Annotated in this window: 15 protein-coding genes; 5 read left to right on the forward strand and 10 right to left on the reverse strand. The window is 52.7% G+C overall.

Going from position 1 to position 14,016, the window contains the following annotated elements; translation table 11 throughout:
- Window positions 1-12: 12 nt before the first annotated feature.
- Window positions 13-717, reverse strand: a complete 705-nt coding sequence (locus ACLJXE_RS18325) for a YggS family pyridoxal phosphate-dependent enzyme (protein ID WP_410751626.1) — start codon at window positions 715-717, stop codon at window positions 13-15.
- Between the two features lie 17 nt (window positions 718-734).
- Here ACLJXE_RS18325 and ACLJXE_RS18330 point away from each other — a divergent pair, with 17 nt between their 5' ends.
- Window positions 735-1,715, forward strand: coding sequence for a type IV pilus twitching motility protein PilT (locus ACLJXE_RS18330; RefSeq protein WP_410751627.1), 981 nt, complete (start codon window positions 735-737; stop codon window positions 1,713-1,715).
- Here ACLJXE_RS18330 and ruvX read toward each other — a convergent pair.
- From ruvX to metK, 8 genes are all read right to left on the reverse strand, one after another.
- Window positions 1,712-2,128: a Holliday junction resolvase RuvX gene (gene ruvX, locus ACLJXE_RS18335; protein ID WP_286629525.1), complete on the reverse strand. Its 417-nt coding sequence runs from the start codon at window positions 2,126-2,128 to the stop codon at window positions 1,712-1,714. The two genes, ACLJXE_RS18330 and ruvX, sit on opposite strands and share 4 nt — an antisense overlap.
- Window positions 2,128-2,691, reverse strand: a complete 564-nt coding sequence (locus ACLJXE_RS18340; protein ID WP_286629526.1) for a YqgE/AlgH family protein — start codon at window positions 2,689-2,691, stop codon at window positions 2,128-2,130. The genes ruvX and ACLJXE_RS18340 overlap by 1 nt, the downstream gene beginning before the upstream one ends.
- A 176-nt stretch (window positions 2,692-2,867) precedes the next feature.
- Window positions 2,868-3,815 carry a glutathione synthase gene (gshB, locus tag ACLJXE_RS18345; protein ID WP_271455076.1) on the reverse strand — a complete coding sequence of 316 codons (948 nt, stop codon included), beginning with the start codon at window positions 3,813-3,815 and terminating at the stop codon, window positions 2,868-2,870.
- Between the two features lie 19 nt (window positions 3,816-3,834).
- Window positions 3,835-4,566, reverse strand: coding sequence for a 16S rRNA (uracil(1498)-N(3))-methyltransferase (rsmE, locus tag ACLJXE_RS18350; protein ID WP_410751628.1), 732 nt, complete (start codon window positions 4,564-4,566; stop codon window positions 3,835-3,837).
- A gap of 75 nt (window positions 4,567-4,641) precedes the next feature.
- The gene (gene endA, locus ACLJXE_RS18355; RefSeq protein ID WP_410751629.1) at window positions 4,642-5,349 is read right to left on the reverse strand and encodes a deoxyribonuclease I; all 708 of its coding nucleotides are present in this window, start codon (window positions 5,347-5,349) and stop codon (window positions 4,642-4,644) included.
- A gap of 94 nt (window positions 5,350-5,443) precedes the next feature.
- A complete protein-coding gene (locus ACLJXE_RS18360; protein ID WP_286629530.1) occupies window positions 5,444-5,941 on the reverse strand; it encodes a SprT family zinc-dependent metalloprotease in 498 nt (165 codons plus the stop codon).
- 77 nt (window positions 5,942-6,018) lie between these two features.
- Window positions 6,019-7,413 (reverse strand): galactose/proton symporter, encoded by a 1,395-nt coding sequence (galP, locus tag ACLJXE_RS18365; RefSeq protein WP_286629531.1) that lies wholly within the window; start codon window positions 7,411-7,413, stop codon window positions 6,019-6,021.
- Between the two features lie 402 nt (window positions 7,414-7,815).
- Window positions 7,816-8,970 carry a methionine adenosyltransferase gene (gene metK, locus ACLJXE_RS18370; protein WP_005123306.1) on the reverse strand — a complete coding sequence of 385 codons (1,155 nt, stop codon included), beginning with the start codon at window positions 8,968-8,970 and terminating at the stop codon, window positions 7,816-7,818.
- 540 nt (window positions 8,971-9,510) lie between these two features.
- Between metK and ACLJXE_RS18375 the strand changes: the two genes are divergently transcribed.
- From ACLJXE_RS18375 to speB, 4 genes are all read left to right on the forward strand, one after another.
- Entirely contained in the window at window positions 9,511-9,648 is a 138-nt protein-coding gene (locus ACLJXE_RS18375) for a hypothetical protein (RefSeq protein WP_269429419.1), read from the forward strand.
- Window positions 9,649-9,739: 91 nt separating this feature from the next.
- Complete coding sequence (gene yqgB / locus ACLJXE_RS18380) at window positions 9,740-9,871, forward strand: acid stress response protein YqgB (RefSeq protein ID WP_410751630.1); 132 nt, start codon at window positions 9,740-9,742, stop codon at window positions 9,869-9,871.
- A gap of 8 nt (window positions 9,872-9,879) precedes the next feature.
- Complete coding sequence (gene speA, locus ACLJXE_RS18385; protein WP_410751631.1) at window positions 9,880-11,856, forward strand: biosynthetic arginine decarboxylase; 1,977 nt, start codon at window positions 9,880-9,882, stop codon at window positions 11,854-11,856.
- A gap of 142 nt (window positions 11,857-11,998) precedes the next feature.
- Window positions 11,999-12,919 carry an agmatinase gene (speB, locus tag ACLJXE_RS18390; RefSeq protein WP_003027056.1) on the forward strand — a complete coding sequence of 307 codons (921 nt, stop codon included), beginning with the start codon at window positions 11,999-12,001 and terminating at the stop codon, window positions 12,917-12,919.
- Window positions 12,920-13,069: 150 nt separating this feature from the next.
- On the opposite strand, the gene ACLJXE_RS18395 is transcribed toward speB, so the two are convergent.
- The gene (locus ACLJXE_RS18395; protein ID WP_286629533.1) at window positions 13,070-13,828 is read right to left on the reverse strand and encodes a M48 family metallopeptidase; all 759 of its coding nucleotides are present in this window, start codon (window positions 13,826-13,828) and stop codon (window positions 13,070-13,072) included.
- Between the last annotated feature and the right edge of the window lie 188 nt (window positions 13,829-14,016).

Here is a 14,016-nt window from a genome sequence, read left to right on the forward strand (position 1 = left end):
CCTTAGTTTTCCTTAATTTTTTGTGTAATCACGAGCACCAAAAATGGCAGTGCCAATGCGCACCATTGTGCTACCCGCCGCAATGGCGGCATCCATATCATCAGACATCCCCAGTGAGAGGGTGTCGATATCTGGGTAGCGCGTTTTCAACCCGGCAAATGCTACAGCCATTTGCTGTGCAACTTCAAACTGCCTTACATAATCTGACTCTGGCGCCGGGATCGCCATCAGCCCACGTAGGGTTATACGTGGTAGTGCGGCGACATCGGCGGCCAGCGCATCAAGCTCAGCAAGCGGAATCCCTGACTTGCTGTTTTCATCGCTGATATTTATCTGAATCAGTACATTCAGCGGCGGCAGATCGGCCGGGCGTTGTTCGCTCAGGCGAGTCGCGATACGCAGACGGTCGATTGTATGACACCAGTCAAAATGTTCAGCCACCAAACGGCTTTTGTTGGACTGCAGCGGACCGATAAAGTGCCACTGCAGACCTTCAATACCGCTTTCTTTGAAGTAGCGGATCTTATCCACGCCTTCCTGAACATAGTTTTCGCCAAAGGCGTGTTGCCCCGCGACGATGGCTTCTTCGATGGCGCTCGCAGGTTTGGTTTTACTGACTGCAAGCAACGTAACTTCTTCTGAAGACCGCCCGCAACGCGTCGCGGCGGCTGAGATTTTGTCCCGGACATGTGCCAGGTTATGCGCGATATCGTTCATTTTCCGAGGATGTTCATATGAATATGGAAGAAATAGTGGCCCTTAGTGTAAAGCATAACGTGTCGGATCTACACCTGTGCAATGCATGGCCTGCGCGTTGGCGTATACGGGGAAAGGTCGAAATCGCGCCATTTACTACGCCGGACGTAGAGACGCTGCTGATGTACTGGCTCAATGACCAACAGCAGGTACAGTGGCGTGAGCAGGGGCAAATTGATTTTGCAATGACACTGGAGAATTCCCGGCGTTTACGCGCCAGCGCATTTGCCCACCTGCAGGGGGTTTCGTTGGCACTGAGGCTGCTGCCGCTTGCCTGCCCTCAGTTAGACGAACTCCAGACGCCCGCGCTCATTCCTGACCTGCTGCACAGTGAAAATGGGTTAATTCTGGTTACGGGCGCTACGGGTAGCGGAAAATCGACCACGTTGGCTGCGATGGTGGAGTACCTTAATCAACATGTTGGTGGGCACATACTTACGTTGGAAGATCCCATTGAGTTCCGCTATACCAGCCAGCGCAGTCTGATCCAGCAGCGAGAAGTCGGCGTACACTGCGTTTCTTTTGCCTCCGGGCTACGTGCGGCCTTGCGGGAAGATCCGGATATCATTTTATTAGGTGAATTACGCGATATTGAAACCATCCGGCTGGCATTAACGGCGGCGGAAACGGGGCATCTGGTGTTGGCAACGCTACACACGCGTGGGGCTGCACAAGCCATTGCGCGACTCGTAGATACCTTTGCGGCATCAGAGAAAGATCCCGTTCGTAGTCAACTGGCGGATAGCCTGCGGGCAGTGATTTCACAGAAACTGGAAGAAGATAAGCAGGGCGGACGGGTGGCACTATTTGAACTCCTCGTCAACACACCCGCCGTTGGCAACCTGATCCGCGAAGGAAAGGACCATCAGCTACCCGGTGTGATACAAACCGGGCAACAGGCAGGTATGCAGACCTTTGCTCAAAGCTATCAACAGCGACAGGCGCTGGGGCGGCTTTAGTAGCCCTGCTCGAAATAGCTTTCGAGGATGACCACGGCAGAAGCGGAGTCGACTTTGCCTTTATTCAGCGCGCGGTATCCACCCTGCTCAAACAGGCCAGAGCGGGCTTCGACGGTGCTCAAGCGTTCATCGTGCAGCGTTACGGTAACGCCAAAGCGACCGTGAATGCGGTTAGCAAACTTACGTGCGCGCGCGGTCAGGGGTTGTTCAGTACCATCCATATTGAGCGGCAGACCGACGATGATTTCATCTGGTTGCCACTCTGTTAGCAGGCGTTCAATCAAATTCCAGTCCGGCGTACCATCCTGAGCTTTGATAGCTGGTAGGGGTCTGGCTGTGCCGGTAATACGTTGACCAACCGCCACGCCAATGCTTTTGGTACCAAAATCAAACGAGAGTAACGTTTCGCTCATTATGCATGTCCCGCCACGCCAGGCATGGTCAAAATATCTATGCCGATAAGTTTTGCAGCGTCACGCCAGCGATCGGCGATCGGTGTTTTAAACAAAATGTTGAGATCGGCGGGGGCGGTGAGCCAGGCGTTATCCAACAGTTCTTGTTCAAGCTGGCCCTTTTCCCAGGATGAATATCCTAATGCGACCAGCACTTCAGACGGTTGTTCCTGGGTGCCTAAGGTTTCTAAAACATCGCGGGATGTCGTGATGATGGTGTTATCAGAAATTCGGATACTGGATGCAAAACGGGCGGGCGGGGTATGCAGAATAAATCCGCGGTCTTCCGCCAACGGGCCGCCGAGCATCACTGCTTTATCCAGACGGATGGAAGGATCGCGTCCTTCAGGCGCGATCTTCAGCTTTTCCAGAATCCCTTCAATCTGTAAGTTTTCCAGGGGCTTATTGACGATAATCCCCATCGCACCGTTCTCATTATGTTCACAGATGTACACCACAGCGCGGCGGAAAATAGGATCCTGGAGAGCAGGCATGGCAATAAGAAAGTGATGCTGTAAATTCATTGTCAGAGGTTCTGTTTCCTGGTTCAAAAAAGCAACAGCGCCCAGTATGTGGGCAAAGCGAGAAGATGTCACCCTCTGAAAACAGCGTTGCCGGATGAAGGGGGTGCCTTATCCGGCCTGCGGGGTGCAATTCCAGACCGGATAAGGCGCGAAGGCGTTGCCATCCGGTAACGTATTTACTTCTGTAGACGAGCCTCAATGGCATCCATCAGCATTCCGGTAATCGAGACCGGGAATTCCGCTTCGATTTCACGAATACAGGTTGGGCTGGTGACGTTAATTTCCGTCAGGCGATCGCCAATGATGTCCAGCCCGACAAAGATCAGACCTTTGGCTTTCAGCGTTGGTCCAATGCGACGGGCAATTTCCCAGTCACTGTCGGTTAATGGGCGCGGTTCGCCACGACCGCCGGCAGCCAGGTTGCCTCGGGTTTCTCCACCCTGCGGAATGCGCGCCAGGCAATACGGCACAGGTTCGCCATCGACTACCAGGACACGCTTGTCGCCGTCTTTAATTGCTGGCAGGTAGTTCTGCGCCATGCAGTAGCGGGTACCGTGCTCGGTCAGCGTTTCGGCAATAACGCCGAGGTTTGGATCGCCTTCCTTCACACGAAAGATGGACGCGCCGCCCATACCGTCCAGCGGTTTGAGAATAATATCGTTGTGCTTTTGCCAAAAGGCTTTCAGCTGCGCCTTGTTACGCGTGACCAGCGTTTCTGGTGTCAGGTCGGCGAACCAGGCGGTGAACAGCTTTTCGTTGCAATCGCGCAGGCTTTGCGGCTTGTTGACGATCAGCGTCCCTTGCTCTTCTGCACGTTCCAGAATGTAGGTTGCGTAGATGAACTCAGTATCAAACGGGGGGTCCTTACGCATCAGGATGACGTCCAGATCTGCCAGCGGAAGATCCTGTTCGTTGTTGAACTCATACCATTTGTCGTAGTTCTGCTCGACGCTCAGAGTACGCGTACGGGCACGGGCTTCCCCGTTGATCAGATAAAGATCGGCCATCTCCATATAGTGAAGTTCATAACCACGACGTTGTGCTTCCAGCAGCATAGCGAAGCTGGAATCTTTCTTGATGTTGATGCTTGTGATGGGATCCATCACGATGCCGAGCTTGATCATGTTCTTCTCCATTTAGGCTTTAGCCCAGATCACCAAAACGCACCTGTAGCGCGGTAATGGCGGTGAGCGCAGTTGTCTCTGTACGCAGAACGCGAGGTCCTAACAGAATATCAGTAAACTGATAACGTGCGGTCATGGCAATTTCATCTGCCGAAAGCCCACCTTCCGGGCCAATCAGCAAGCGGATACGCTCTAGGGGTAGCGGCAGTGTGTTAATGCTGGCGCTGGCACGTGGGTGCAGGTTCAACTTCAACCCTTCGTCTTGTTCGGCGCACCATGCTTCCAGATCCATTGCCGGGCGAATTTCAGGTACCCGGTTACGACCGCACTGTTCGCAGGCGGCAATGGCAATTTTCTGCCACTGCTGGAGTTTCTTGTTCAGGCGTTCACTGTCCAGTTTAACGCCGCAGCGCTCAGAAAAAAGTGGCGTAATGAGGCTTACACCCAGTTCGATCGATTTCTGGATAGTGAATTCCATTTTTTCGCCACGTGACATGACTTGTCCAAGATGGATATGCAACGGTGATTCACGGTCGTCGAGTTCAGCGTTAATGACCTTCACGTCCACGCTTTTCTTACTGGCATGGGTGATTTCGGCGTCAAATACCTGATTACTGCCGTCAAACAGTTGTAGCGCCTGGCCTGGCCCCATACGCAGCACGCGGCCGATATGGTTGGCGGCATCTTCACACAGTGAAATTTGGCTGCCGGAGGAGAGTGGTTCAGGGTGATAAATGCGGGGAATGCGCATAATTAACCATCCGCGTCATGGCCCTGGCCGACAAAACGGCAGGGCATGGGTTAAAAATATTGACGCTAGTGTAGGTTAGCTCTTTTGCGCCTGGCAAGCGCGTTGCACGTATGGGTTATGGTTCCCCTGTACCTTCGCAATACGTTCATCACGTTCACACTCCCAGTCGGTCACTGGATATTGCTTATTCCAGGCATTAAAAAGCTGGGTTTGTTGGCGGGAAAGCGTCAGGTTGTACTGGTCGCGCATGTAAAAATAGGTGCGTGCAATGGCGCCACGGGCGCGGGCTGGCGGCTCGGCAACTTTCTCTTTGAAATCGACCTTCATGGTGCATTGTCCATATTGGCCTTCGCCGCCGTTCCACTGGCTGTACATGAAGTTAGCGCGATCGCCATTGACTTCACCCACCGCCGGCTGCAGGTTGTGCATATCACTTTCCATCTTGCGATAGACCGGATCTTTGGCGCAGTTTTTACGTCCGCCGTCCTGCCAGCACTGGCGTTGATGACCAAATTGCCAGGCGGGTACTACGTGTTCCCATTCAATTCGGCTGGCTCGGTTTTCATTTTTTCGCACTTTGTAACCGCAGGATTCGAGGTCCACGACCCCTTTTTTGCCTTGCCAGTTAATTTTACAACCACAGTAGAAATCGCCTGGCGCATCGGCGTTAACTTTGACGCCCGCTGCTTTTGCCTGAGAAAAACTGTTGATGCCTTCGGCGAAAACCGGGCCTGAAAACGCAGCGGTTAATATGGCCACTGCAAAAGAAAGATTACGGTACATCACGAACTCCGTGTCAAAACGAGCCCGCAACGTAGCGAAAGTTATTCTTGTATGCAATCAGTTAGAGCAGAAAAGCTCCTGATAATTCTGATGATTATTCTGCAACCAGCGGTTCACCGCAGTGGACGCAGCGGTAGGTGGCTTCACCGCGTACAACGCGGTTATGACGGCGGACCGTCAGTTGGTGTTCCTGGCACTTACAGCGGTAGGTAAAGGTCTTACGCTGTACGGATTGCAGTTCAAACTGATGCGTGCGTCGGGCTGGAACGCCCAGCACGCTCTCCATCATCCATTTCCACTCTTTGCCGTGTGGCGGTACACGGCCAAAGTGCTTCCACACCAGCAAATGCGCCAGTTCATGTGGAACGACTTCATTCACGAACGCGTCGACATTCTCCATCAGCAGTACCGGATTGAGGCGGATTTCGTAGGTTTGTAACCACGCGGTGCCTGCAGCGGTGCCGCGCTGTTGGTACACCAGCTTAGGTTCCGGGTAATTACGCTCGAGCTTAAGATTGGCCTGTGCGAGTTTTTCCCGCAGGCTGCGCATAACGGCTTGCTGGATAGCGATGGGAAGACGGGAGGTTTTCATAACGCCAGAGGATAGTGCGACAGGGAAGGGACTGCAAGAGGAAGGCTTCCTCCCGGCGGGAGGAAGCAATGAGGTGATTAATCGTGTGCGCCAATTTCGCGCAGTTTACGACCTTTCATCAGATTACGTTCGATGTGTTCCAAAGAGACGTTTTTGGTTTCCGGAATCAGCCACAGGGTCAGGAAGATGAACAGTACGTTCAGACCACCATAGACCCAGAAGGTGTTGGCACTGCCCAGCGAGTTCAGCATCGTCAGGAAGGTGGCGCCGACAATCATGTTGGCTATCCAGTTGGTTGCGGTAGAGCAGGTGATACCGAAATCGCGGCCTTTCAGCGGCTGAATTTCAGAGCACAGTACCCAAATCAGCGGACCGGCACTCATGGCGAAGCCAACAATAAACATCAGCAGCATCAGCACCGCGAAGTATTGGGCGGTGGCAGAGTGAATGCCCACGTGCATCATCGTGCCCAGTACGCCCATACCGACAGCCATGACGATAAAGCCGAGGATCAGAGTAGGTTTACGGCCCCAACGGTCAACCAGACCAATGGCGATAAAGGTGGCCAGCACGTTAGTCAGACCAACGATGACGGTCCCCCACATCTGTTCAGTGGTATTGGTATAACCCGCCAGTTCAAAGATTTTTGGCGCGTAGTACATGATGACGTTCATCCCGGTGAACTGCTGCATCACCTGTAACAGTACGCCCAGGAACACCGCGCGACGGAAGTTGCTATTTTCTTTAAACAGCGCCCAGCCACTCTGTTTTACCTGCAGGCTTTCACGAATCTCATCCAGCTCGCGCTTAGCTTCTGCACTGGTATCACGCAGGCGCAACAGGACGCGCTCGGCATCGACAAAGCGACGTTTAGCCGCAAACCAGCGCGGACTGTCTGGCAGGAAGATAACGCCAACCAGCAGTAACAAAGCCGGGATGATGATCACGCCCAGCATCCAGCGCCATGCGCCACTGTAGCTAAACGCGGTATCAGACAGGTAGGCACCAAGGATCCCGATGGTAATCATCAACTGATACATGGAGATCATGCTGCCGCGAATTTTTTCCGGCGCGATTTCGGACAGATAAAGCGGCGCGGTGTAAGACGCAACGCCGACAGCCAGACCCAACAGTACGCGAGAAACCAACAGTACTTCCACGTTAGGCGCCGCTGCGGAGAACAGTGAGCCGGCAACAAACAGGATGGCGCCGATCATCAGGCTTTTTTTACGACCCAGTTTGAAAGAGAGCCAGCCGCTACCGACAGCACCGACTGCTGCACCAAACATCATGGAACTCACCACCCATTCCTGAGTGTGTGCAGTAATTTGGAACTCATCGGTGATGAAAGGTAAAGCACCAGCAATAACACCGATATCCAGGCCAAAAAGTAATCCTGCCAGGGCTGCAAGGAAGCAGACAAAGAATGTCATGGCTTTGTTGGAACGCCCCGCTTTTTTATAGTCAGGCATGATGCCCTCCGGTTGGGTAACTAGTTTTGTTGATGTTAAGGGTAGGTGAGTACGGGGTAAAAAAATGCGAATTACATCACATTAGTGTAATCGGTTACACTAACATTCATCATGATTATTAATTAACTATTTGAAAATTAACATTTTATAATGCGATTAAATATGACTGATTGTCTGAAATTAAGGCAACCCTGAAAAGTAATGTAACAATGATGCAGGCGCGGCGGAAAAGAGATGTTAACTCGTTGTGGATAGAAAATCGGTGGTATGTAATCGCTTTCATTATTATTGAAAGAGAAGGTTCACTGTATTGTTCAGGTGACGAGGTATTGGGGGAAAATTGGGGAATAAAAAAAAGACCAGCACGAGGCTGGTCTTAATAAGCGGACAGTCTTCAGTAAATTACTTCAGACCGGCAGCGTCACGCAGCAGTTGCGCTTTGTCGGTTTTTTCCCATGGGAAATGTTCACGACCAAAGTGACCGTATGCTGCGGTTTCTTTGTAGATCGGGTGCAGCAGATCCAGCATCTGAATCAGGCCGTATGGACGCAGATCGAAGAACTCGCGCACCAGCAGGGTCAGCTGTTCTGAAGGTACTTTTTCGGTACCAAAGGTTTCAACCATGATAGAGGTTGGTTCAGCTACACCGATAGCGTAGGAAACCTGAATCTCACAACGGTCTGCCAGACCTGCAGCGACGATATTTTTTGCCACATAACGTGCAGCGTATGCCGCAGAACGGTCAACTTTAGACGGATCTTTACCGGAGAATGCACCGCCACCATGACGGGCCATGCCGCCGTAGGTATCAACGATGATTTTACGACCGGTCAGACCGCAGTCGCCCATTGGGCCGCCGATCACAAAACGACCCGTCGGGTTGATGAAGAATTTGGTCGCAGCGGTCAGCCATTCGGTCGGCAGTACCGGCTTGATGATCTCTTCCATGACGGCTTCTTGCAGAGATTTCTGGTCGATATCTTCAGCATGCTGAGTCGACAGAACCACGGCATCAATACCGACAATTTTACCGTCGTCATACTGGAAAGTGACCTGGCTTTTTGCATCCGGGCGCAGCCACGGCAGAGTACCGTTTTTGCGTACTTCAGCCTGACGCTGTACCAGACGATGCGCGTAGGTGATTGGCGCAGGCATCAGCACGTCGGTTTCATTGGTTGCATAACCAAACATCAGGCCCTGGTCGCCAGCGCCTTGTTCCAGCGGATCCGCGCGGTCAACACCCTGGTTGATATCCGGGGACTGTTTACCGATAGCGCTCAGTACTGCGCAAGAGTTAGCGTCAAAGCCCATGTCGGAATGCACATAACCGATTTCGCGAACCGTATTACGCGTGATCTCTTCGATATCGACCCATGCGCTGGTGGTGATTTCACCGCCAACTAAAACCATACCGGTTTTGACATAGGTTTCGCAGGCGACGCGCGCTTTCGGATCCTGCTCGAGGATTGCATCCAGCACGGCATCAGAGATTTGGTCAGCGATTTTGTCAGGATGCCCTTCTGATACGGACTCGGACGTAAAAAGGTGTTTTGCCATATTTAATTTCACCTAAGGAATATTTTGTTAGCTCAAACTGTCGAGTGGAATAGCCATGTGTAGAAGATTCTACCATGAGTCTGCAGATGACGGACACTGGCAGTCTGAGTGTTAATCGGTATAGATGGATTAACATCTGGATGGCTATTTTAGGATACTTCATCGCCTGATTTCCAGCTTTTTTTGATTAAGGTCGCATTGTACTGAAAATGTAACTGGAAATTTTTCCTGACGGTGCTGGCAATGTGTGCATTTATCTTTTGCTTTTTGACCTTCTTATCGGTATAAAACGCGGCGCGCGGCTCATATCCGTCATACTTCAAGTTGCATGTGCGTTGGCTTCCTCGCTCGCCCCAGTCACTTACTCATGTAAGCTCCCGGGGACTCTCTGCGTTGCCGCCTTCCCACAACTTGAATTATATAGGATAGACAAAAGCACACGACGTTTTCATCGTGTTGCCACTTCCAGCCGGGTTAACACTTTAGCTTTGGCTTGTGGGTTCGTTCCGTGTGGAGCGACCGTGGAGGTGATACGAGATAATGAACCGTTGTATTCTGCTGAATCTGTCACACCGTTCTGGTGTACATATGTCCCCCGCAATCTGCATCTTGCATACCTGCCGATGTTATACCCATCTCGGCGCTTCTCAGGACTCCAGGGCCGGTAACGGCAACTAAGGACTGAACAAGGGCGCTCTTGGTAAACAAGAGTTTTCTCGTGGTTTCGCCGAACCGTCAGCATTAAGTTCGGTTACGTGTTTACAATGATATGAAAAAGAAACCGGTCGCACAGTCGGAGCGTCAGCACTATCTGCTGCAAAGTCTGCCTGTTTATGGGTTGTTATCGCTTCTTCGGATTGCGATAGTAGTCAACTGTTTTACACTTGTTAATAAAATCTGAGGTTCGCTATGTCTGACGACATTTCCATGGGTTCGCCTTCGTCAGCGGGCGGACAGGGTGTACTACGCTCCATGCAGGAGGTTGCAATGAGTTCCCAGGAAGCCAGCAAGATGCTGCGTACATACAATATTGCCTGGTGGGGTAATAACTACTACGACGTCAACGAACTCGGCCACATCAGTGTGTGTCCGGACCCAGACGTCCCGGAAGCACGCGTTGATCTTGCCGAGCTGGTAAAAGCCCGTGAAGCGCAGGGGCAACGTTTGCCTGCGCTGTTCTGCTTCCCGCAGATCCTGCAGCACCGTCTGCGTTCGATTAACGCCGCGTTCAAGCGCGCCCGTGAGTCTTACGGCTATAAGGGTGATTATTTCCTCGTTTACCCGATCAAGGTCAACCAACATCGTCGCGTGATTGAATCGTTGATCCACTCCGGCGAACCGCTGGGACTGGAAGCGGGTTCGAAAGCGGAACTGATGGCAGTGCTGGCGCACGCGGGTATGACCCGTAGCGTGATTGTCTGTAACGGCTATAAAGACCGCGAATACATTCGCCTGGCGCTGATTGGCGAGAAGATGGGCCATAAAGTCTATCTGGTCATCGAGAAGATGTCTGAAATCGCTATCGTACTGGATGAAGCTGAACGTCTGAATGTGGTTCCGCGTCTGGGCGTGCGTGCGCGTCTGGCGTCGCAGGGTTCCGGCAAATGGCAGTCCTCCGGCGGTGAAAAATCCAAGTTTGGCCTGGCAGCAAACCAGGTACTGCAACTGGTAGAAATTCTGCGTGAACGCGGCCGTCTGGACAGCATTCAACTGTTGCACTTCCACCTCGGTTCGCAGATGGCGAACATTCGCGATATCGCCACCGGCGTGCGTGAATCTGCGCGTTTTTACGTTGAGCTGCATAAGTTAGGTGTGAACATCCAGTGCTTCGACGTGGGCGGTGGACTGGGCGTGGACTACGAAGGGACACGTTCGCAGTCTGACTGTTCGGTGAACTACGGGCTGAACGAATACGCCAATAATATTATCTGGGCGATTGGCGATGCCTGTGAAGAACACGGCCTGCCGCATCCGACGGTGATCACCGAATCCGGTCGTGCTGTTACCGCGCACCATACCGTGCTGGTGTCGAACATTATCGGCGTTGAGCGTAGCGAACATACCGAGGCAACACCTCCGGCTGAAGATGCGCCGCGCGCCCTGCAAAGTATGTGGGAAACGTGGCAGGAGATGCACGAGCCGGGTACCCGTCGCTCGTTACGTGAATGGTTGCACGATAGCCAGATGGACTTGCATGATATTCACGTCGGCTACTCTTCAGGCACTTTTAGCCTGCAGGAACGCGCATGGGCTGAACAGCTCTATCTGAATATGTGTCACGAAGTGCAGAAACAACTCGACCCGAGCAACCGCGCGCATCGTCCGATTATCGACGAGCTGCAGGAACGTATGGCGGATAAGATTTACGTCAACTTCTCGCTGTTCCAGTCGATGCCGGATGCGTGGGGTATCGATCAGTTGTTCCCGGTGATGCCGCTGGAAGGGTTGAATCAGGTACCTGAGCGCCGCGCGGTGCTGCTGGACATTACCTGTGACTCCGACGGTGCTATCGATCATTATGTTGACGGCGACGGAATTGCCACCACCATGCCGATGCCGGAATACGATCCGGAGAACCCGCCGATGCTGGGCTTCTTTATGGTAGGGGCTTATCAGGAGATCCTCGGTAACATGCACAACCTGTTCGGTGATACCGAAGCGGTTGACGTGTTCGTCTTCCCTGACGGTAGTGTCGAAGTTGAGTTGTCTGACGAGGGTGATACTGTGGCAGACATGCTGCAGTACGTGCAGTTGGATCCGAATACCCTGCTGACGCAGTTCCGTGACCAGGTGAAAAAAACAGATCTGGATACCGAGTTGCAGCAGCAGTTCCTCGAAGAGTTCGAAGCAGGACTGTACGGTTATACTTACCTCGAAGACGAGTAAGGTTGTGCGGGGTCGCTTGAACCCGGACAAATTAACGGCGATAATTCGCCCATACAAGTAGTCACGTAAATCAATCCCTTCCTCGTCGGGCTTAACGACGCGGAGGGGATTTTTTTTCACCGATTTTATAAGAGGTCAGTACATGAGCACCTTAGGTCATCAATACGACAACTCCCTGGTTTCTAACGCCTTTGGTTTTTTGCGTCTGCCGATGAACTTCATGCCATACGACAGCGATGCCGACTGGGTAATCACCGGCGTACCGTTTGATATGGCAACGTCTGGCCGTGCGGGCGGGCGTCATGGTCCGGCGGCGATCCGTCAGGTTTCCACTAACCTGGCCTGGGAACATAACCGTTTCCCGTGGAATTTCGATATGCGCGAGCGTTTGAACGTTGTGGATTGTGGCGATCTGGTTTACGCGTTTGGCGATGCCCGTGAAATGAGCGAAAAGCTGCAGGCGCATGCTGAGAAGCTGCTTTCTGCTGGTAAGCGTATGCTCTCTTTCGGTGGTGACCACTTCGTCACGCTACCGCTGCTGCGCGCCCACGCGAAGCACTTTGGCAAAATGGCGCTGGTGCATTTTGATGCCCATACCGATACCTACGCCAACGGCTGCGAATTCGATCACGGCACCATGTTCTACACTGCGCCGAACGAAGGTCTGATCGATCCGAATCACTCTGTGCAGATTGGTATTCGTACCGAGTTCGACAAAGACAACGGCTTTACCGTGCTGGATGCCTGCCAGGTGAACGATCGCAGTGTGGATGACATCATTGCGCAGGTTAAGCAGATTGTCGGTGATATGCCGGTATACCTGACTTTTGATATCGACTGTCTGGATCCGGCGTTTGCCCCAGGTACCGGTACGCCAGTGATCGGTGGTCTTACGTCGGATCGTGCGATCAAACTGGTACGTGGCCTGAAGGATCTGAACATCGTCGGCATGGACGTTGTAGAAGTCGCGCCTGCCTACGATCAGTCCGAAATCACCGCGCTGGCGGCGGCTACGCTGGCTCTGGAAATGCTGTATATCCAGGCGGCGAAAAAAGGCGAGTAACCGTTATCGGACTATTTTGCTCGCCATTTTGAACCCGGGCAGTGCCCGCCATCCTCACGTACGACGTGTACGCTCCGGTGGCTGTGCGCTGTCCGGTCCCAAACTGGCTTCGCCAATAATGTCCGATATCATCGCGGAATGGGACTAAAACTATTTGATCCCGTCTGCGCTCATGCGATCGCGAATATGTTGCGCACGTTCTGCGGATGCTGGGTGATCGTCAAACATTGAGCTTTGACGTCCTGCCTCCAGTTTTGCCAGTTTCTCAAAACTGGTGGCTAAACCCGCCGGGTTGATGCCGCGCTTGCGCAACAAATCATACGAGTAATCATCCGCTTCGGATTCCTGACGCTGGGAGAACTGCGAGTTCACCAGTTTCTCGCCAAGATCGCCCAACTGTGACTGCGACAGGCTGCCGACAATGCCGCCTGCTGAGGCCGCAGCAGCCCGCACGGCGTTGGTGCCCAGCGCAACCTGCATGCCTTTTTTCACGTGACCCAGCGCGACGTGGCCCATTTCGTGGCCGATCACCGCTTCGACTTCGTTGTCGGTCATCATATCCATCAGGCCGCTGTATACGCGGATACAGCCGTTTGCCATGGCAAAGGCATTCACATCTTTCGCCATATACACTTTGTAGTTCACGGGCTGACCGTTAATGTTGTCGCCAAGCGCAGTGGCGATTTTGCCAAGACGCGTCGCATATTCGCTGCCAGCCGGGGCGATGGTAGCCTTGCTGTCCATATCCTTACAGGCCTGATCGCTGAGCGCTTTCACCTGAGCATCGCTCAGGCTGTAGGCCTGAAAAGCCTCTGCGCCCGAAGAAAGCAGTCCATTGGAGTCCATATTCTGGCAACCGGTCAATGCCGTCGCCATGCTCATAGCAAGCAGTAAAGCGCGAATTTTCATGTTTTCTCTTCCGCACAAAGTCAGGATTATTCTAAAAATTGCGTCGTTTGCAGGTAAACCGACGCTCAGTCTAAGTATAAAGAAAAGAACAATAAGCGGGCGAGTAGATTGCGCAACTTGCGCGCATGATCCAGAGATTTCTGAAGCGGTAAAAGGATGCTCCATGTACATGACACGCGGCTTGGGTT

Source organism: Citrobacter sp. U14242, from assembly GCF_046555775.1.
Classification (GTDB): Bacteria; Pseudomonadota; Gammaproteobacteria; order Enterobacterales; family Enterobacteriaceae; genus Citrobacter.